The 19,171-nt window shown below is 28.3% G+C and carries 15 protein-coding genes; 13 read left to right on the top strand and 2 right to left on the bottom strand.

Features of this window, described 5'->3' with window-relative positions; translation table 11 throughout:
* The first annotated feature begins 163 nt into the window (after positions 1 to 163).
* Positions 164 to 1,522, top strand: coding sequence for an MFS transporter (locus TY07_RS07865; protein WP_042397764.1), 1,359 nt, complete (start codon positions 164 to 166; stop codon positions 1,520 to 1,522).
* Positions 1,523 to 1,586: 64 nt separating this feature from the next.
* Here the strand turns inward: TY07_RS07865 and TY07_RS07860 are convergent, their stop codons facing one another.
* Positions 1,587 to 2,444: an AraC family transcriptional regulator gene (locus TY07_RS07860; RefSeq protein ID WP_042397761.1), complete on the bottom strand. Its 858-nt coding sequence runs from the start codon at positions 2,442 to 2,444 to the stop codon at positions 1,587 to 1,589.
* A gap of 221 nt (positions 2,445 to 2,665) precedes the next feature.
* Between TY07_RS07860 and TY07_RS07855 the strand changes: the two genes are divergently transcribed.
* From TY07_RS07855 to TY07_RS07835, 5 genes are all read left to right on the top strand, one after another.
* The gene (locus TY07_RS07855; RefSeq protein ID WP_042397758.1) at positions 2,666 to 3,919 is read left to right on the top strand and encodes an ABC transporter substrate-binding protein; all 1,254 of its coding nucleotides are present in this window, start codon (positions 2,666 to 2,668) and stop codon (positions 3,917 to 3,919) included.
* Positions 3,920 to 3,938: 19 nt separating this feature from the next.
* Positions 3,939 to 4,802 (top strand): carbohydrate ABC transporter permease, encoded by an 864-nt coding sequence (locus TY07_RS07850; RefSeq protein ID WP_042397755.1) that lies wholly within the window; start codon positions 3,939 to 3,941, stop codon positions 4,800 to 4,802.
* Complete coding sequence (locus TY07_RS07845; RefSeq protein ID WP_042397752.1) at positions 4,802 to 5,686, top strand: carbohydrate ABC transporter permease; 885 nt, start codon at positions 4,802 to 4,804, stop codon at positions 5,684 to 5,686. The genes TY07_RS07850 and TY07_RS07845 overlap by 1 nt, the downstream gene beginning before the upstream one ends.
* A 342-nt stretch (positions 5,687 to 6,028) precedes the next feature.
* Positions 6,029 to 7,795: a 1-deoxy-D-xylulose-5-phosphate synthase gene (locus tag TY07_RS07840; RefSeq protein ID WP_042397748.1), complete on the top strand. Its 1,767-nt coding sequence runs from the start codon at positions 6,029 to 6,031 to the stop codon at positions 7,793 to 7,795.
* A 218-nt stretch (positions 7,796 to 8,013) separates the two neighbouring features.
* Complete coding sequence (locus TY07_RS07835; RefSeq protein WP_042397745.1) at positions 8,014 to 8,628, top strand: sugar O-acetyltransferase; 615 nt, start codon at positions 8,014 to 8,016, stop codon at positions 8,626 to 8,628.
* A 90-nt stretch (positions 8,629 to 8,718) separates the two neighbouring features.
* Here the strand turns inward: TY07_RS07835 and TY07_RS07830 are convergent, their stop codons facing one another.
* Entirely contained in the window at positions 8,719 to 9,777 is a 1,059-nt protein-coding gene (locus TY07_RS07830; RefSeq protein WP_052330648.1) for an AraC family transcriptional regulator, read from the bottom strand.
* Between the two features lie 249 nt (positions 9,778 to 10,026).
* On the opposite strand from TY07_RS07830, the gene TY07_RS07825 reads away from it, so the two are divergent.
* The 7 genes from TY07_RS07825 (at position 10,027) to TY07_RS07795 (ending at position 19,085) form a co-directional block, all read left to right on the top strand.
* Positions 10,027 to 11,805, top strand: coding sequence for a CE1 family esterase (locus TY07_RS07825; RefSeq protein WP_052330647.1), 1,779 nt, complete (start codon positions 10,027 to 10,029; stop codon positions 11,803 to 11,805).
* Positions 11,806 to 12,032: 227 nt separating this feature from the next.
* A complete protein-coding gene (locus TY07_RS07820) occupies positions 12,033 to 14,363 on the top strand; it encodes a family 78 glycoside hydrolase catalytic domain (protein ID WP_042397742.1) in 2,331 nt (776 codons plus the stop codon).
* Positions 14,364 to 14,395: 32 nt separating this feature from the next.
* Entirely contained in the window at positions 14,396 to 15,712 is a 1,317-nt protein-coding gene (locus TY07_RS07815) for a PTS sugar transporter subunit IIC (RefSeq protein ID WP_042397740.1), read from the top strand.
* Between the two features lie 27 nt (positions 15,713 to 15,739).
* The gene (locus tag TY07_RS07810; RefSeq protein WP_042397737.1) at positions 15,740 to 16,042 is read left to right on the top strand and encodes a PTS sugar transporter subunit IIB; all 303 of its coding nucleotides are present in this window, start codon (positions 15,740 to 15,742) and stop codon (positions 16,040 to 16,042) included.
* 24 nt (positions 16,043 to 16,066) lie between these two features.
* Positions 16,067 to 16,381: a PTS sugar transporter subunit IIA gene (locus TY07_RS07805; protein WP_042397734.1), complete on the top strand. Its 315-nt coding sequence runs from the start codon at positions 16,067 to 16,069 to the stop codon at positions 16,379 to 16,381.
* Positions 16,382 to 16,640: 259 nt separating this feature from the next.
* Positions 16,641 to 17,378, top strand: coding sequence for a DeoR/GlpR family DNA-binding transcription regulator (locus TY07_RS07800; protein ID WP_042397730.1), 738 nt, complete (start codon positions 16,641 to 16,643; stop codon positions 17,376 to 17,378).
* A 252-nt stretch (positions 17,379 to 17,630) separates the two neighbouring features.
* Positions 17,631 to 19,085, top strand: coding sequence for a glycoside hydrolase family 1 protein (locus tag TY07_RS07795; RefSeq protein ID WP_042397727.1), 1,455 nt, complete (start codon positions 17,631 to 17,633; stop codon positions 19,083 to 19,085).
* The last annotated feature ends 86 nt before the right edge of the window (positions 19,086 to 19,171 follow it).

The raw sequence follows: 19,171 nt of genomic DNA, 5'->3' as shown, positions 1-19,171 counted from the left end.
TTTAGAATTTTAATAGTATATCTAACATTTAACCATATTTTAAAAACATTAATACGTTTTCGAGAGCAATAGCGATGATTATAATTAAAATGTAGAAACAAACATAATAGTGATAATAAAACAATTGTAGCAAAAAAAAGTAATAAAAAGAGAGGTATTAAATATGGAAGTATTAGAGAAAGTAAATAGGAATGAAAGTGACGTTTCTATGAAAACGTTAATTTCTTTTGGAATGGGGAGTTTAGGCAATAATATTATATGTGCAATGATAGGTACATATTTAACAATTTATTTAACGGATAGCTTTGGGATAAGTGCAGCTGCTGTAGGTACATTGTTTTTGGTTGCAAGAATAATCGATGCAATTACAGATCCTATTATGGGAATGATTGTTGATAATACAAAGTCTAAGATGGGGAAGAGTAGACCATATCTTTTATTTGTTCCAATATTCATGGGAATAGCGACGATAATGTGTTTTTCATCACCAAATTTAAGTGATACAGGAAAAATAGTTTGGGTATATATATCTTATATACTATGGGGTATATGTTTTACAGCTATGGATACACCTTATTGGTCATTATCTGCTAATATAACTCAATCAGCACAAGGAAGAACTAAAATTATAACATCAGCTAGAACCATTGCCTTTGGAGGGAGTTTAGTTGTTTCAGTATTTACTCTTCCCTTAGTAGCTAAGTTTGGAAATTGGACGATAGTAGCAATAGTATATTCTATAACAGCTGCAATTTGTACTTGGGTTACTGTATGGGGAGTTAGAGAAATAAATACAAATAGAAAGCCACAAAAACAAGGAATTAAGCAATTAAAAGAACTTTTTAAAACAAATAGACCTTTAAGAATTGTATTAATATCTATGTTAATGTTAGAAATAACTTATGCTCTAAGAAATGGGTTTTCAATATATTATATAAAGTATAATTTCAATGCAGAATTATATATTCCTTTAGTAAATGGAATTAGTATAACAACAGGAATGCTTGGTGGAATTTGTACACCTAGTATAACAAAAATACTGGGAAAAAGAAAAACAGCCTTATTTGGAATAGCAATTAATGCTATTGGCTTTTTATCAATATTTTTATTAAAATATTCAAACTTAAAAATGATGTTAGTGATAAATGCTTTTATGGGGCTTGCTGAAGGGGCAGCTAATATATCTTTAGCATCAATGGTTGCAGATTGTGTTGAATATGGGGAATGGAAAACAGGTAAAAGATCAGAGGGAATGATATTCTCTTCAAATATATTTAAAACAAAACTTGCAAGTGCAATAGGTGGGGCTTTATGTGGATATGTATTAGCATTTGTTGGATATGAAGCAAATGTAGCACAAACCGTAAATACATTAAATGGAATACATATAATGTATTCAATAATACCAGGAATAATTGCGGTATGTAGTATTATATCTTTAAGAAGATATAACTTAACTGAAAAAGAATATGAAGCGATACTTGAAGATTTAAATAAAGATGAGCCTTTAGAAACAGCATAATTTATAAAAATGTAAATATAAATAAAAACTGGTTTGTAATAAAAAAATACAAACCAGTTTTGTTTTATTGAGATAAAAGAAATTTTTTAGTTGTTTCTTTTTTTGTATCTCTATATTGTTTAGGGCTAACTCCTTTAATTTTTTTAAATGTTTTAGAAAAGGCTAGAGGGTCACTATAGCCACAGGAGTATGCTATATTAGCAATTGGAAGGTCAGTATTATATAATAATTCAGCAGCTTTAGTTATTCTAAATTTCATTAAGAATTTTTGAGGAGACATATTTAAATTGCTTTGAAAAATGGAAGTTAAATAACTTCTATTTAAACAAATATAATCAGCAATGTCTGTTACCTTTATAGAGTTATGATAATTATTTTGAATAAATTCAATTGCTTTATTTATGTAATTATTAGTATTTTCCTCCCTTGTTAATGATGAGATTTCTTTATGATCTTCACACAGTTTTGAGAAGAATAAGTATAATAATCCTTCAATTTTAAAAGCATCAGAATCAGACATTGTATGATGTTTTAACATTTCTAATACATATTCTTTTAAAGCATCATCTTTTTCATAAGTAAAAATTAAATGTTCAGAATCTAATCCAACAGAATTGAGATAAAGTTTAGCTTTATCACCATCGATACCAATCCAAAGATATGTCCAAGGATTATCTTTATCAGCTTGATAAAATGTAACAACATTAGGTTCGATTAAGAAACCTTGATTTTTTCTAACTTTATATTTATTGTCATTTACATAATAATAGCCTTCTCCATCCAATACATAATGAATTAAATAATTTGGGCGAACAGCTGGACCAAATGAATATAAAGGAACACATTTTTCTAATCCGCAGTAACAGAGATATAAATCATTAAAACTTCGATTAGTATTTTCTAAAAAGTATATATCTAACATAAATCCTCCTAAATCTAACATTTAGACATGTGCTTATTAAACCGATATATAAATTTTAAATTAGAAGGATATATATTGCAATATATATTAATTAAAAGATATACTTCAAATAATAAAACTAACATTTAGACATGTTTTAATTACATTAATCTATTTAGAATTATTATAAAAAGTTTTAAAATATAATTATGTAAACGATATAAAAAGAGGGGAATGAGATAATGGGAAAGAAAAAGGTGATAGCAACAATTTTAGTATCAATATCAATGGCAACAACATTATTAACAGGTTGTACAAGTAGTATTAGGATTGGTAATAGTAAAAAGCAGATAGTGTTCTTTAGTAATAAGATAGAAGCTGTAGATACCTATAATAAACTTGTAGAAAAATTTGAAGCCGAAAATCCAGATATAGATGTAGTTGTTAGTGCACCACCAGATGCAACAACTGTATTAAAGACTAGATTAGTAAAAGGTGATGCACCAGATATTATTTCACTATCAGCAGATAGAAGTTTTGCAGATTTTGTAGATGCTAATATATTAGAAGATTTAAGTGGGAAAATAGATTTTAGTGTTATTGATCCGATTTATAATCAAATGCTAAAGGAGTTGGAAATTGAAAGTGTAGATGGAATTTACGGTGTGCCATATGCATTAAATGCAAGTGGAGTTATATATAATAAAGATATATTTGAGGAATTAGGGTTATCAATACCTAAAACATGGGATGAATTTTTAGGGCTAGCTCAAACTGTACAAGATAATGGTATAACACCGTTTTACTTTACATTAAAGGAGTCATGGACTTCTTTACCTGCATGGAACACTATAGCAAGTACTTTAGTTAGTAGTGATTCTTTTAAGAAGGTAAATAGTAAGGAAACTACATTTAATGAAATTTATTCTGAAACAACAGATAAGATTATGAAGTTAATGAAATATGGACATTCTGACAACTTTGGTGTTGGTTATAATGATGGTAATACAGCATTTGCTAACGGGGAGTCTGCAATGTATTTACAAGGTAGTTATGCAATTCCTGCAATTTTAACTGTAAATCCAGATTTAAATCTAGGAATGTTTCCGTTACCTGCATCTAATAATGAAGAGGAAAATAAATTAGTTTCTGGTGTAGATGTATATTTTGCTATTACTAAAGATTCTAAGAATAAAGAGGAAAGTATAAGGTTTATAAACTTTTTATTAGAAGAAGAAAATGCGAAAACTTATATAGATGAACAAAGTGCATTCTCAGCAGTTAAGGGGGTAGTGCAAGAAGATTCAAAATTTGAAGTATTTGATGAATTCTTTGAAAATTCAAGGGTTGTTGACTTCCAAGATCATTATTATCCAGCAGAATTACCAGCATCTGATATGATACAAACATATCTTTTAGATGGGGATAAGAACAAGTTCTTAAATAATTTTCAAAAGGAATGGTTAAAGGCAAATAGACAGTATATTAAAGAATAGTATGAAGGGGTGAATAGAAATGAAAAAAAGAGATAGATTTTTCTTGTGTACAATAATACCAATGATAGTTGTATTTTTCTTATTTCACACATTCCCGTTATTAAAAGGGGTAATGTATAGTTTTACTAATTTTAGAGGATTTGGAGATTTTGATTTTATTGGATTAATGAATTTTAAAGATTTATTTACTGATTCAAGGGTGCTAAATTCATATATGTTTACCTTTAAATTTGCTATAGTTACAACAATAATAGTAAATTTAATAAGTTTAACATTAGCATTAGCGTTAAATTCAAAAATAAAATTTAAAACTACATTAAGAGGATTATATTTTTTACCTAATATTTTAGGTGGATTAATTGTAGGATATATATTTAATTATATTTTTACATTTATACTTCCAAAGTTAGGTGAAGTTATGGGGAGTGAAGTTCTTAGTAAAAGCATACTTGGTAGTACAAGCTTAGCCTGGATAGCTGTTGTAATTGTAGTTTCGTGGCAATCGATAGCGTTTAATACTATAATTTACATTTCGGGGCTTCAAACAATTCCAGATGATGTTTATGAAGCAAGTGGAATTGATGGAGCAGGGAAATGGCTACAATTTAGAAAGATTACATTCCCTTTAATAGCACCATTCTTTACAATAAATATGGTTTTATGCATGAAAAACTTCTTAATGGTATTTGATCAAATAATGTCCTTAACTGGTGGGGGACCTGCTCAATCGACAGAATCAATTTCTATGCTTATATATAAAGCAGGATTTGGTGGAAGTCAATTTGGATATCAATCAGCAAATTCAGTTGTATATTTTATAGTTATTGTAGCTATATCATTATTCCAAATTAAAGTATTAGAGAAGAGGGAGGTTCAATTATAATGGCTGAGGTAGGTTTAAAATCTAATAATAGAAGTAAAGTAAAAAAAATATCTTTTATAAAGAAGGAAGATGGAAAAGTTAATTTGCCAATTACTATATTACTTATTATTTGTTCATTAACAATATTATTTCCACTTTATATAACTATTGTTATTGCATTTAAGCAACCATCAGAAATGATGGGGAATATATTATCACTTCCGAAGTCATGGAGTTTTAGTAATTTTAAGCAAGCTATTGAGATGACTAATTTCTTTCATACAATAATGAATAGTTTATTTATAACAGCGGGAGCTGTAGTGGTAACTATTGTTACAAATTCATTAGTTGCATATGCTATTGCAAGAAATATGCATAAAAAGTTTTATAAATTTGTATATTTTTATTTTGTAAGTGCAATGTTTGTACCATTTTCAATGTTAATGTTACCACTTGTTAAGCAAGTAAGTTTCTTTAACTTAGATAATAAAGTTGGTATGATAATTCTTTATATGGTATTTGGTATATCAATGAATACATTGCTTTATGTTGGATATTTGAAGAACATTCCTCTTGAATTAGAAGAGGCGGCTTATGTTGATGGTGCTAAACAATGGACTGTATTTTGGAAGATTATATTCCCTTTGTTAAAGCCGATGCATGCAACAGTTGGAATAATGACAGCTCTTTGGGCATGGAATGATGTAATGATGCCACTTGTAATACTAAGTGAGCAAAGTTCAGCAACATTACCATTAGCACAATATATATTCCAATCAAAATTTGGGACAAACTATAATGTAGCATTTGCTTCATATCTTTTAGCTTTATTACCATTATTAGTATTCTATTTATTTGCTCAAAAATGGATTATAAATGGTGTAACAAAAGGGGCAATAAAATAATTATAAAAATAGAAATGTATAGAGGATAATTTCTGATGAAAAGGAAATTATCCTTTTTGTATTAATTGAGTATTGATAACAACCTAAAGATGAAAGAAGTTATAGTTGTATTAAAAATTTTTTATAGAAATCAAAATCCTCCTTTTGAGAGAAATCTATTATATATTATTAGAATTGACTATTAGTGCAATTCTAAACTTTTTTAAAGTGAATTTAGTATTGCAATCGAGAATTTAACTTTTCATTTTTGAATAAAATTTAGAAAAAAGTATTGACTTGAAGTTAACTCCAGAATTTAACATAGAGATATAAGAAAAAGTTAAAGGTAGTGGAGGAAAGATTATGAGTAACAATATTTTAAGTAAAGTCAATGAACCAAAAGATTTAAAAGTTCTTAGTGGAGAGGAATTAAATATATTAGCTCAAGAAATAAGAGATGTATTAATAAAGAAAGTAAGTAAAACAGGTGGTCATTTTGGACCTAATTTAGGGATGATTGAAGCAACTATTGCAATGCATTATGTTTTTAATTCACCAATAGATAAAATAGTATATGATGTTTCACATCAATCATATCCACATAAAATTTTAACTGGAAGAAAAGAAAGTTTTATTAATCCAGAAAAGTTTGCTGATATTACAGGATATACATCACAACATGAAAGTGAGCATGATTTCTTTACTGTAGGTCATACTTCAACTTCAATTAGTTTAGCATGTGGATTAGCTAAAGCTAGAGATGTTAAAGGACAAAATGAAAATATTATAGCTGTAATTGGTGATGTTTCTTTAAGTGGTGGAGAAGCCTATGAAGGTTTAAACAATGCTGCAGAATCAGGAAAAAATATAATAATAGTAGTAAATGATAATAACATGTCAATTGCAGAAAACCATGGTGGATTATATAAAAATTTAGCAAAACTTAGAGAAACTAATGGAACTGCAGAAGATAATTTCTTTAAGTCTCTAGGATTTGAATATTTTTATGTAGAAGAAGGAAATAATGTTGAAAATCTTATAGAAGCATTTAATAAAGTTAAAGATACTAATCATCCAGTAGTAGTTCATATCCATACAATTAAAGGTAAAGGATTTGAAGAAGCAGAAGCAAATAAAGAAGCTTTTCATTGGGTAATGCCATTTGATTTAGAAAATAAAGAATCAAATAAAATTGAATTTCCAGAAGGTTACACAGATATTTTAGGGAAATTTTTGGTCGAAAAAGCTAAAGAAGATAAAAAAATCGTAGCAATAACAGCGGCAACTCCAGGGCCAGCTGGATTAAATTATTTCAGACAAGAAGAAAGCCTTAAGGAACAATATGTAGATGTTGGGATAGCAGAAGAACATGCAATAGCCCTTGCATCAGGAATAGCTTCACAAGGTGGAAAGCCAGTAGTATCAATTTTAAGTTCATTTGTTCAAAGAACTTATGATCAATTATCACAAGACCTTGCAATAAATAATAATCCTGCGCTTATTATGGTTTCTTGGGCAGGAATAACTGGTGGAGATGTTACACATTTAGGAATATTCGATATACCATTAATATCTAATATACCTAATATAGTATATCTTGCACCAACAAATAAAGAAGAGTATCTTGCAATGATTGAATGGGGTATAGAACAAAAAGATCACCCAGTAGCTATACGTGTACCAAATGGGAATGTTATAACAACTGGAGTAAGTGTTGAACCTGATTTTGGTGATTTAAATGTTTATGAAAAAACTATACAAGGAAATGAAGTTGCAATTATTGGACTTGGATCATTCCATGACCTTGGAAGAAAGGTTCAAGAAAAGTTAAAGGTAGATACTGGAATAAATGCAACGTTAATAAATCCTAGATTTATTACAGGCATTGATAAGGAGATGTTAACGGATTTATTAGAGAGTCACAAATTAGTAATTACTTTAGAAGATGGAGTTCTTGATGGTGGTTTCGGAGAAAAAATTTCTAGATTCTATGGTGATAAAGATATGAAGGTATTAAATTTTGGTGCTACAAAAGAATTTACAGATAGAGTATCAATGGAAGAATTATATGAAAGATATCATTTAACAGAAGAGTTAATTGTTGAAGATATTAAAAATGCATTAAAATAGTAACAATAATTAAATAATATATTAAAAGCGGTTATAGAAATAGGTTCAAAAGTTACTACCTATTTTATAATCATTAAAGTATATATAGGTATTTGATATAAGTATTAGTTATATATAAGTGTTGAGTCATATAATATATGTGTATAGATGAAGTAGAATGAATAAGGAGGCATTGTAGAAATTTTATTGTTAAAAATAGAATTTTTACAAGTTAAAATATGAAACTTAATGAATTTTTAAATTATATGAATAGTGGATTAAATATAGAGGGTGGATCGGAAGTTCATAAATATATGATAGAGCTTAGTCAAGAAGCTATGAAGGTTACATGTGAATTAAACAATTCTTATCATGAACCACAAGAAATCCGTAGATTGTTTTCTAAATTAATAGGTAAACAGGTGGATCATAGTTTTGCTATGTTTCCACCTTTCTATACTGATTGTGGAAAGAATATTAATATTGGTAAAAATGTATTTATTAACTCAGGATGTAGATTCCAAGATCAGGGGGGAATTCGTATTGGAGATGGTACATTAATAGGGCATAATGTTGTAATTACAACTCTTAATCATAATTTTGAACCAGAACTACGTAGTGGTATGAAACCGGCACCAGTTATTATTGGGAAAAATGTGTGGATTGGTGCTAGTGTGACAGTTGTTCCAGGGGTAACTATTGGGGAGAATGCGATTATCGCAGCAGGATCGGTAGTTACTAAGGATGTTGATTCTAATACTGTTGTTGGTGGAGTTCCAGCAAAGTTAATTAAAACTATAGATAAACACTATAGAGGGCTTAAATCATTTGAAAAAAAGTATAAAAACATATGACAATGGAATATAAAAAAATGTTATTAAAAGTTTGTGAAATTTGTGTAATTATAAATGGATATACAATAATAGATGTATATCCATTTATTTTTAATTGAAATTAATATTATTATTTCTGTAATCAATAGGAGTAACTCCATAAGACTTCTTAAAAATTTTATAGAAGTGAGTACTATTAGAATAACCTACGGAATCAATAATTTTATTAATTGAAATATCAGGATTTTTCAAAAGAGCACATGCATTTTGAAGCTTAATATCTTGAATTATATTTATAAATGTTTTACCAGTGTACTCTTTTAATATACGTGCCATTTGTCTCTCACTATAATTAAACTTAATTGAAAGTTGCTTTAAAGATATTTCTTTATAATTACTTAATATATAATTTAAAATATACATTACATTTCTATCAGTATGGGTTCCAACAGGATTTGGAACTATTATATTTTTAGGATCAGTTCTAAGAAGTCTTATAAAAAATGAAGACATCATAGATGTTAACATTCTATCACAATATCTCAAATCATTAGTAAACTCTTCATACATTTCTAAAGCATAATTAATACTATGTATGTCATCTTGATTAGTAAATAATAAATAAGATTCTGATTTGCTAGAATATAAGCAGTGAGAAAAAAATGCTGATAATATATCATTAGATTTAATTAGTTCAAAAAATGACTTTTCAAAAGTGCTTGACCTAACTAGTAAATTTAAAACTATACAATCATCAGTAAAAATACTAAGAGCATGAGTAGTATTAGGGGCTATTATACATACATCACCCTTTTTTAGCTTTAGATTATAATTTCCTATATCATTACTGCAGAAACCGTTTAACACGAATATAATTTCAAAGAAACTATGTGAATGAATGAAACAAGGACTGTATCTAAGGTGCTTACTAATAATAACATCATTTTCTTTAGGAAATAAAGTTTCAGTCATAGATTCTTTTTTAGAGGAGATTTTAATTGGATCTTTCAATTTACTTACATCTAAATTTAGTTTTTCTAAAAATGAATCAATGGTTTGGGGAATTTTAGGTTTATCAAATTCAAAATTAGGATTATTAAAAAAAATATCTTTATATGTAAGCTCAATATTATTTAATGGTAAATAATAATTTATATCTTTTAAATTCATACCAAATCACCCTTTTATAAAATTTAAGATTATATAAATATAATACATATATTTTACAGGCTTGTCATTAAAATGTTTACAAAAATATGTCAGAAAAGGTTTGTGCTTTATGACGGTTATAAATATAGAGTGTTATCTTCTTATGTAATATTATAAATTTAATGAATGCTTAATTATATAAAAAAGTGAAAAAGTTTTGTGGGTATAAACTAAGTAATTCAATTTTAGAATAAAGGGAGTTTGAGGAAAATGATAAAAAAGTGGATTAAAATTTCAATTCTATTGGCAACTATAACAAGTACAACTATGGGGTTAATCAGTTGTGGGAATAGTGTTACTAATACTAGTGGAAACAATATTGAGAGTAGTGAGCAGGCTCAGGTATTAAATGATGGAAGTAAATTAAAGTTAGCAAAGAATGAGGATGGAACAGATACTAACTATTATTATTACAATGCATATGAAGATGGATTTACACCTACAAGGGCAGATGTAGTTATACCTACTTATTATATTTTTGCAGGAAGTAAAACTCAAGAGGAAGCAAATAAAATTGTGGAAGAACTAAATATGATAAATAATTTAGAACAATGGGGTGCACAAGTTTATGTAGTAAATCCATTAAATGAAGAAGGATATGGAAATGATGACAAGGAAGCATTTATTGATTTAGTAGGTATAGGAGTTAAAAATGTAAAAGTAATTGGTATAGATGAAGGTAGTACTTTTGTGAATAATTATATATCACAATCATGTTATTTTGTAGCTGGAATGATGCTTTATGGTGGAGAGATAAATGAAAATTTAGAAAAAAATGATGTAGTTCCAGCATATTTAAGTAATTCAAATGAGAATGTTCAAGCATTTTATAAGCATATAAATGAGGCGACAGAAGAAGAAAATAGTGATAAATATACTATTTATAGAAATAAAGATAATTCACTTCAAGCTGTAGCAGTATCAAGTAAAGAGGAGGATTTATCTGAAGCCTTTAATAATGCATGGGAAAGTATTTTTTCACAAAATTATCGTCAACATAATGATATATCTGAATTTTATAATCTTAGTGCAAGAGATGTAACTGATAGCTATGATTTAATAGAAATTCCTATATTTGAGGATTTAGATATATCTTATAATCAAATGATTGATGAAAGTGTTACTGGAATGAGTGGCAAATATACATGGTTTGAGTATGTTCCTAATTCTATAAATGAAAGTGAAAATGAATCAGTCCCACTAATAGTAAATTTACATGGTAATCAAAATGACCCAAGATTACAAGGTGATTCAACAGGTTGGCCAGAATTAGCTGCTAAAGAAAACTTTATTATGGTAGCTCCTGAATGGCAAGACAAAGAAGTGAACTTTTTTGGATGTGATGGATTAGGTGAGGAAGGTGTTATGAATTTGATTAAGGATTTAAAGGTTAAATACCCTCAAATAGATCCTTCAAGAATATATTTAACAGGACTTTCAATTGGTGGAGCAGAATCATTTTTATTAGGTGCAAAATATAGTGATGTTTTTGCAGCTGTAGGAATTGTATCAGGTGTTAATGTATTTGCAGAGAAAGTAGCAGAAATCTCAGAAAATTATACTGGTGGGGAAGTACCTCTATTATATATATGTGGAGATCATGATTTCTTCCAAATGATACCTGTAGATGGAAGTAGCCAATATGGAACTCAATATTTATATGGAGATCAAGTTTGGGATGAGGATGAAAATACTCATATTTTTAGTTCATTACAAGCATACCAAAAGATAAATGGTTTAGAAGTAACTGAAATGGATATGAGTAAAAATGAATATTATGGAATTGGACTGGATAATCAGCAATGGACCAAATTAGGGGATAAGGATATGTATACAGGTACATTATCAAATGAAAATGGAGTAGTAATGGAATTAGCAGCAGTTAAGGATTTAGCACATTGGAATTACAAGCCCGAAGCAGAATATATTTGGAATTTCTTTAAAAATTACGAAAGAAATATTGAGAATGGAGAGCTTATATTTAAATAATAGGTATATGAGTAAAAGAGCAAGAGTTTATCATGCTCTTTTATTTTTTATAAAATAAATAGAATTATAGTAAACGTATAACATATGTCAGAAATGGTTCCTTTAGTGTGACATTTATAAGCATAGTTAACTAGTAAAATATGTAATATTATATAAATGAACAGAGAAATAAAATATAAATTATTTAGAAATTTAATTTTAAATAAGTATATAATGGGAGGAATTTAATGAGGCAGGAGAAGACTTATTTTCAAGGAGACTGGATTTCAAAGGTACCTAGAAAATACAAAGAAGATACGTCAGATTATTATGAAGATAATCCCAATACATTAATAAGAAAAGTTTTTAAACTTAATAAAGAAAATAAAAGATATTATTTAAATATTGGATGTCTTGGTTATTATATATCATACATTAATGGAAAGCGTGTTGGTGATTATGAATTGAATTCAGACTGGACACAATATAATAAAACAATATATTACGATAAGTATGACGTTACAGATTTATTAACTAATGGAGATAATATAATAGCAATTGAGTTAGGGAATGGAATGTATAATCCATCACCATTAAAGTTATTTGGAAAATATAATTTGAGAGATAAACTAAGAGGAATTGGTGAACCCAAAATAATAGCCAACATACAAAATAATGAAGATGAAATTATAGTATCAACTGATGAAAGTTGGAAGGTTGGAGATGGCCCATTAATATTTAATAACTTATATTTAGGAGAAAGAATAGATAATAGACTATACAAAGAAAATTGGAATTTAGTTGATTTCGATGATGATGATTGGACTCAAGCAATTATAGATAATAGCAAAAAGGGTGAATTAGTTTTAAGTCATATTCCTAAAATAAAAAGAAAAAGAACGTTAAAACCCACAAGCATTATAGAAAATTGTAGAGGAAATTTACTAGTTGATTTTACAGAAACTTTATCAGGAGTCATTAATATAGCATTTAAAGGCATAGAAGGAAAACATATTAAACTTATTTATGCTGAAGATGTAAACGATAGCAATGAGGTTGATTGTACTTCTACATTAGTTGGACATGTTGGTATGTATTTAAAAGAAGCAGATATAACATTTACTGGTGGAGCTGGAGCACCTAAAATGGCAGCTCAACAAGACGAAATAATAGCTATATCTGGACTAAATCAATATACTAATAAATTTACTTATCATTCATTTAGATATGTTGAAATAAGTGGATTATCAAAAGAAGATTTAATAGATATTGAAGCAACTTATGTTTATTCAGATGTAGAGATTATAGGTGATATAAATACATCAAGTGAATGGCTAAATACCTTATATGATATTGCGCAAAAAACTAAGTTAAATAATATTCATTCAATATTTGAAGATTGTGCAAGGGAAAGATTAGGTTATGGTGGTGATATAGTTGCATTGGCACCATCTAATTTATATATGTTTGACTTAAGAGATCTTTATAAAAAGATAATGTTAGATTTTAGGCAGGATCAAACTGAAAATGGTGGAATACCTGAAACTGCACCTTATATGGGAATTCAGTCTAATGGAACAGGACAAGGGGAAGGTCCAATATTATGGCAGTTTGTTTATCCTTATATAGTATATAAATGTTATCAATATTATGGAGATAAAGAATTATTAGTTAATGAATATGAATATTTAAAAAAGCAAATGAACTATTTAATTAATATTGGGATAGATGGTTTAGAAGATAAATGTTTAGGGGATCATGGTAGTCCTGAAACTTATGAAAATTTTAAGGTAGGAACACCAGATAAAAAATTAATTGCACATTGTACTTATGTTTTATTCTTAAAATACAATATATATTTTGCAAAATTAATGGATGATTTGATTTATGAAAAATATGAAGAAGAATTAATTAAATTAAAAAAAATTATTGATGATAAGTTCAGGAATCAAGATGGAACTTATGGAGATAAAACACAAAGTGGATATGCATTTGCTATTTTTTCGGGAATTTGCGAAAATCCAGAAAAGTTAAGTAGGCTGTTTGTAGAAAACATAAAGAAAAATGATTATCACTTAACATCAGGGATTTTTGGATTAATGATGACTTATGATGTATTAAATAAATATGGATATAACGAAGTTATAGAAAAATGGTTGTTTAAAGATGATTTTCCGAGTATAGGATATATGATTAAATGTGGCAAAACAGCACTTTCAGAACAATTTAATATGAAAAACTGTTCATATAATCATGCGATGCTATCTAGTTATACATCTTGGTATTATGAAGGGTTAGGTGGTATTAGGGTTCTTGATGAAGCAAAAAAGTCAAATAAAATAATTCTAAATCCTTATTTTTCAGAATTAATAGATAGATATGAATGCAGTTTTAAATCATATAGTGGAGAAATAAAAAGTAGTTGGAGTAGAGAAAAAGATGAAATAAGATGGTGTTTTAGTATACCAAAAGGGGTAGATAACTGCCAAGTAATAGTTTCAGATAAGTATATTACTTTACAAACGAATTATATAGAAGGAAACAATGGAGACTTTTATATGATTTTAAAAAATAAATAAATTAAACAAAAAAAGGAAAGTGGGGAAATAAAATGAAAGAGTTTTTTAGAAAGTTTTCAGAAGTTCTTGAAAGTAAATTAATGCCTGTAGCTGATAAAATAGGTAAGCAGAGACATTTAGCTGCAGTGAAAGACGGAATGTTAGCATATGTTCCATTTACTATAATAGCATCTGTATTTTTAATTATTGCATATATACCAATTCCAGCATATGAAAATTTTATAACTAGTATATTAAATGTTGAAAATGCAGGAGTATGGCAAGGTAAGCTTATTTATGTTTCTAATGCAACAATGGATGTTGGAGCATTATATGTTTTAATTGCAGCAACGTATAGTTTAGCTAAATATTATAATACTGATAAATTACAAGCTACACTTACATCGCTTGCAGCATTTTTAGTAGTAACACCATATGTATTCGGGGATAATGGTGGAAATATTCCAATGACTAAAGTTGGAGCACAAGCAATGTTTTTAGCAATTATTGTTTCTATAGTTTCAGTAGAGGTATATAGAAAAATAGAACAAAAAGGAATAGTTATAAAGATGCCAGCAGCAGTTCCACCAGCAGTGGCAAAGCCATTTGCATCAATTATTCCAGCATTTATATCTATAACGTTATTTTATATAGTTAGATTAATACTTGAAATTACAATGAGTTCAGATTTGTTTACAGTAATAAATACAATTGTAGGTAAACCACTATTACTATTAGGTGGAACTTTACCAGGAATGGTAATAGCATTATTATTTGAACAACTTTTATGGTTCTTTGGAATTCATGGGGGAGCGATTGTATCACAAGGAGCTATGAATCCAATTTGGACAGTTTTAGAAGATGCAAATAGAGTAGCATCAATAGCAGGAGAAGTTCCTCCAAATATAATAAGTTTAAGTTTTAGAAATTCATTTGCATCTATTGGTGTTATTGGAGCAATAATAGCATTGGTAATAGTAGCAAAAAGTAAGCAGTATAGAGAAGTTGGTAAAATAGCAGCAGTACCATATGCGTTTAATATAGGAGAGCCAACATTATTTGGTATTCCACTTATGTTAAATCCAATATATTTTATACCATTAGTAATAACGCCAGCTGTATCAACTATTATTGCATACTTTGCATTTGTAACAAACCTTGTACCACTGCCAACAGGTTTAGCACAATTACCTTGGACAACTCCACCTATAATAAGTGGGTATTTAGTTACAGGTAGCATTAGAGGGGCATTATTACAATTAGTTTTATTGGTTACAGTAACTTTAATATGGATACCATTTGTTAAGATGGCTGATAGAGGATTATGTAAAGAAGAAGCAGCTTTTGAAGCTGAAAAGGTTTTAAATTAAATTGATAGATAAATGGAGGAATTGAAAATGAAAAATATATTATTAGTATGTAATGCAGGAATGTCAACAAGTTTTTTAGTTAATAAAATGAATGAGGCAGCAAAGGGAATGGGAGTGGAAGTTAATATTAAAGCTTTACCAGTTGCAGAATGTAAAAATGTAATAGATACAGTGGATATAGTTTTACTTGGGCCACAAGTTAGATTCCAAAAGCCACAAATAGAAGCAATGGCTAATGGAAGAATTCCAGTAGAGGTTATTGATATGAGATTTTATGGAACTATGAATGGAAAAGGAGTTCTTGAAAGTGCTTTAGAATTAATTAAATAATTATAGTAATGGAGTGGAGTTTAAATGGAAAGTTTAGAATTAGTAGCATTTGAAATAATAAGTAACGTAGGAATGGGAAAATCATTGGCCATTGAAGCTATTAGAGAAGCTAGAAAAGGTAATTATGAAGAGGCTAATAAAAAAATTGAAGAAGCAAAAGAGTTTTTATTACAAGGACATCATAGTCATACAAGCTTAATACAAAAAGAAGCAGCTGGAGAAAAATTAGAATTTTCTTTAATAATTATGCATGCTGAGGATCAATTAATTAGTGCTGAAACTATAAAGGATTTAGCTATTGAGATTATAGAGATGCATGAGGATTTAAGTAGTAAATAGCTATAAAATACTGTTCACGGTTATAAAATGTGGGCAGTATTTTTATATTATCTTTAAGATATGATAGAGAATAATATTTAAATAATTAATTTAAAAGGACAAAAGTATGAAGTTTGAAAAGATAAGGCTATGGTATAATGTACTTATTAAGTAGTTAAAAAATCATAGACAATAAGTGTATTGACATCTAAATGAAAGAATGTTACCATTTTGTTCATATAGTGAACAGTTTGAATAAAAAATAAGTAAGGTGAATAAAATGGTACTTATAGATAGATGGATAGAAATTTCAGAGTTTGTAAAAGAAAAAAAATATGCTTCAATAGATGAAATAATGGAAAAATTTCAATTATCAAGATCTACAGTAAGACGTACTTTAATAGCTATGGAAGAAAAAAAGCTATTAAAGAGAGTTCGTGGTGGAGCTGAGGCAATAGAAGAAGTAGATGCAATACTTCCAATGGATTTTCAAGAAGTATTTAATGCAAATAAGGAAGATAAAATAATAATTGCTAAAAAAGCAGCAAGTTTAATACAAGATAATGATGTAATATTTATAGATTCAGGATCAACATGTTTTTATATGATTGATTATATAAAAGCTAAAGAGATAACAGTTGTTACAAATGGAATAATGCATATTCAAAAGCTTATGGCAAAAGGGATAAATACTTATATTTTAGGTGGTTATGCAAAGCCAGAAAAGAACTTAATTATGGGCGAAGATATGATAAATAAGATAAGTGTTATGAACTTTGATAAAGCCTTTTTAGGGACTATGGGAATAGATGCAAGAAGTGGATTTACTACAATGATGTTAGAAGACGGAGAAGTTAAAAAGGCAGTTATAAAATCATCAGATAAGTGCTATATATTAGCTGATAAATCAAAGTTCAATGTAAGAAAATTCTACACCTATGGTGATTTTACAGAAGCTACAATTATAACAAATTCAGAAATTAAGTTTGAAGAAGGAAAAGCAAAAATAATATATTAGATAAATATGAAAAGCTGATTTATCAGCTTTTTTTTGTGCAAAAAATATGAGAAATATAAGTTTTTTAGCGGGAATAAGGTATAGATAAATTCAGAATTCAGAATGAACCATTTGAATTCTAAGTGTGGAAATGATTCTTATTATGAACTGAATGTGAATTATTGTATTGACAAAAGTTCAATATATGAATAAAATAAGATCATAGAGAATAAATAAATTAATTAATGAGTGGAATAAAGGGAGGAATTATTTATGAGTAATATTAAATTTCCAGAAAACTTTTTATGGGGAGGAGCTACTGCTGCAAACCAATTTGAAGGTGGATATAGAGAAGGTGGAAAAGGTTTAAGTACATCTGACGTTATGACAGGAGGAACACATACTACAGCAAGAAGAATAACTCCTGAACTTGAAGAAGGAACATATTATCCAAGCCATGAGGCAATTGATTTTTATCATAGATATAAAGAAGATATAGCACTATTTGCAGAAATGGGATTCAAGACTTTTAGATTATCTATAAATTGGACAAGAATATTCCCTAATGGAGATGAATTAGAACCAAATGAAGAAGGCTTAAAATTCTATGATGATGTATTTGCTGAATTAAAAAAATATAATATAGAACCATTAGTAACAATATCACATTATGAAACACCATTTGGATTAACAAAAAAATGGAATGGATGGTTAGGAAGAGAAAGTATAGATTGCTATTTAAGATATTGTGAAACTATATTTAATAGATATAAGGATGTAGTTAAGTATTGGTTAACATTTAATGAAATAAATATTTTAACTCATGGACCTGCAGCAGCATTTATGGGTGCTGGAGTAATGTTTGATGATATAAGAGAATTAAAATTTGGCGCATCTGAAAATAATCACTATCAAGAATGCTTCCAAGCTTTACATCATCAATTTGTTGCAAGTGCTAAAGCTGTTCAATTAGGACATTCAATAAATCCAGATTTTAAAATAGGATGTATGATTGCATTTGGAAAATTATATCCATATACTTGTAGTCCTGAAGATGTTTTATTAGCACAACAACAAGAAGAGTTTTCAAATTACTTATGTGGAGATGTACAAGTTAGAGGTGCATATTCAGGATTTGCTAAACGTTTCTTTAGAGAAAATAATGTAGAAATTAAAATGGAAGAAGGCGATTTAGAAACTCTTAAAAATGGAACAGTAGACTTCTATACATTTAGTTACTATATGACAAACTGTGTAAGTAACAATCCAGATGTTGAAACTACAGGTGGAAATTTATCAATGGGATTAAAGAATCCATACTTAGAAGCTAGTGATTGGGGATGGCAAATTGACCCAGTAGGATTAAGAACTACTTTAAATGAAATTTATAACAGATATCAAATTCCAATGATGGTTGTTGAAAATGGATTAGGTGCAGTAGATACAGTAGAAGCTGATGGTTCTATTAATGATGATTATAGAATTAATTACTTAAAAGCTCATATTGAACAAATGAAGGAAGCAATTGGAGATGGGGTTGAATTATGGGGATACACTCCATGGGGATGCATTGATTTAGTAAGTGCAGGAACTGGAGAAATGAAAAAGAGATATGGATTTATCTATGTTGATAAGAATAATGATGGTACTGGAACTTTAGATAGATCAAGAAAGAAGAGTTTCTATTGGTACAAAAAAGTAATTGGCAGCAATGGTGAAGAATTATAAAAGATAAATTGGTTTTGATAAGATAAGCAGCTATTTTTAGCTGCTTATTTTGCATACTTTTTTCTATATTCATTAGGTGTTAAATT

Source organism: Clostridium saudiense, from assembly GCF_000577815.1.
In the GTDB taxonomy this organism is placed as follows: domain Bacteria; phylum Bacillota; class Clostridia; order Clostridiales; family Clostridiaceae; genus Clostridium; species Clostridium saudiense.
The sequence above is the reverse complement of the archived record's forward strand: the minus strand, read 5'-3'. Positions and strand labels throughout refer to the sequence as shown.

What these genes read in the sequence shown, in the direction of transcription:
- TY07_RS07865 (WP_042397764.1), top strand. Translation starts at nt 164, where the DNA reads ATGGAAGTATTAGAGAAAGTAAATAGGAATGAAAGTGACGTTTCTATG.
- TY07_RS07860 (WP_042397761.1), bottom strand. Translation starts at nt 2,444, where the DNA reads ATGTTAGATATATACTTTTTAGAAAATACTAATCGAAGTTTTAATGAT.
- TY07_RS07855 (WP_042397758.1), top strand. Translation starts at nt 2,666, where the DNA reads ATGGGAAAGAAAAAGGTGATAGCAACAATTTTAGTATCAATATCAATG.
- TY07_RS07850 (WP_042397755.1), top strand. Translation starts at nt 3,939, where the DNA reads ATGAAAAAAAGAGATAGATTTTTCTTGTGTACAATAATACCAATGATA.
- TY07_RS07845 (WP_042397752.1), top strand. Translation starts at nt 4,802, where the DNA reads ATGGCTGAGGTAGGTTTAAAATCTAATAATAGAAGTAAAGTAAAAAAA.
- TY07_RS07840 (WP_042397748.1), top strand. Translation starts at nt 6,029, where the DNA reads ATGAGTAACAATATTTTAAGTAAAGTCAATGAACCAAAAGATTTAAAA.
- TY07_RS07835 (WP_042397745.1), top strand. Translation starts at nt 8,014, where the DNA reads ATGAAACTTAATGAATTTTTAAATTATATGAATAGTGGATTAAATATA.
- TY07_RS07830 (WP_052330648.1), bottom strand. Translation starts at nt 9,777, where the DNA reads ATGAATTTAAAAGATATAAATTATTATTTACCATTAAATAATATTGAG.
- TY07_RS07825 (WP_052330647.1), top strand. Translation starts at nt 10,027, where the DNA reads ATGATAAAAAAGTGGATTAAAATTTCAATTCTATTGGCAACTATAACA.
- TY07_RS07820 (WP_042397742.1), top strand. Translation starts at nt 12,033, where the DNA reads ATGAGGCAGGAGAAGACTTATTTTCAAGGAGACTGGATTTCAAAGGTA.
- TY07_RS07815 (WP_042397740.1), top strand. Translation starts at nt 14,396, where the DNA reads ATGAAAGAGTTTTTTAGAAAGTTTTCAGAAGTTCTTGAAAGTAAATTA.
- TY07_RS07810 (WP_042397737.1), top strand. Translation starts at nt 15,740, where the DNA reads ATGAAAAATATATTATTAGTATGTAATGCAGGAATGTCAACAAGTTTT.
- TY07_RS07805 (WP_042397734.1), top strand. Translation starts at nt 16,067, where the DNA reads ATGGAAAGTTTAGAATTAGTAGCATTTGAAATAATAAGTAACGTAGGA.
- TY07_RS07800 (WP_042397730.1), top strand. Translation starts at nt 16,641, where the DNA reads ATGGTACTTATAGATAGATGGATAGAAATTTCAGAGTTTGTAAAAGAA.
- TY07_RS07795 (WP_042397727.1), top strand. Translation starts at nt 17,631, where the DNA reads ATGAGTAATATTAAATTTCCAGAAAACTTTTTATGGGGAGGAGCTACT.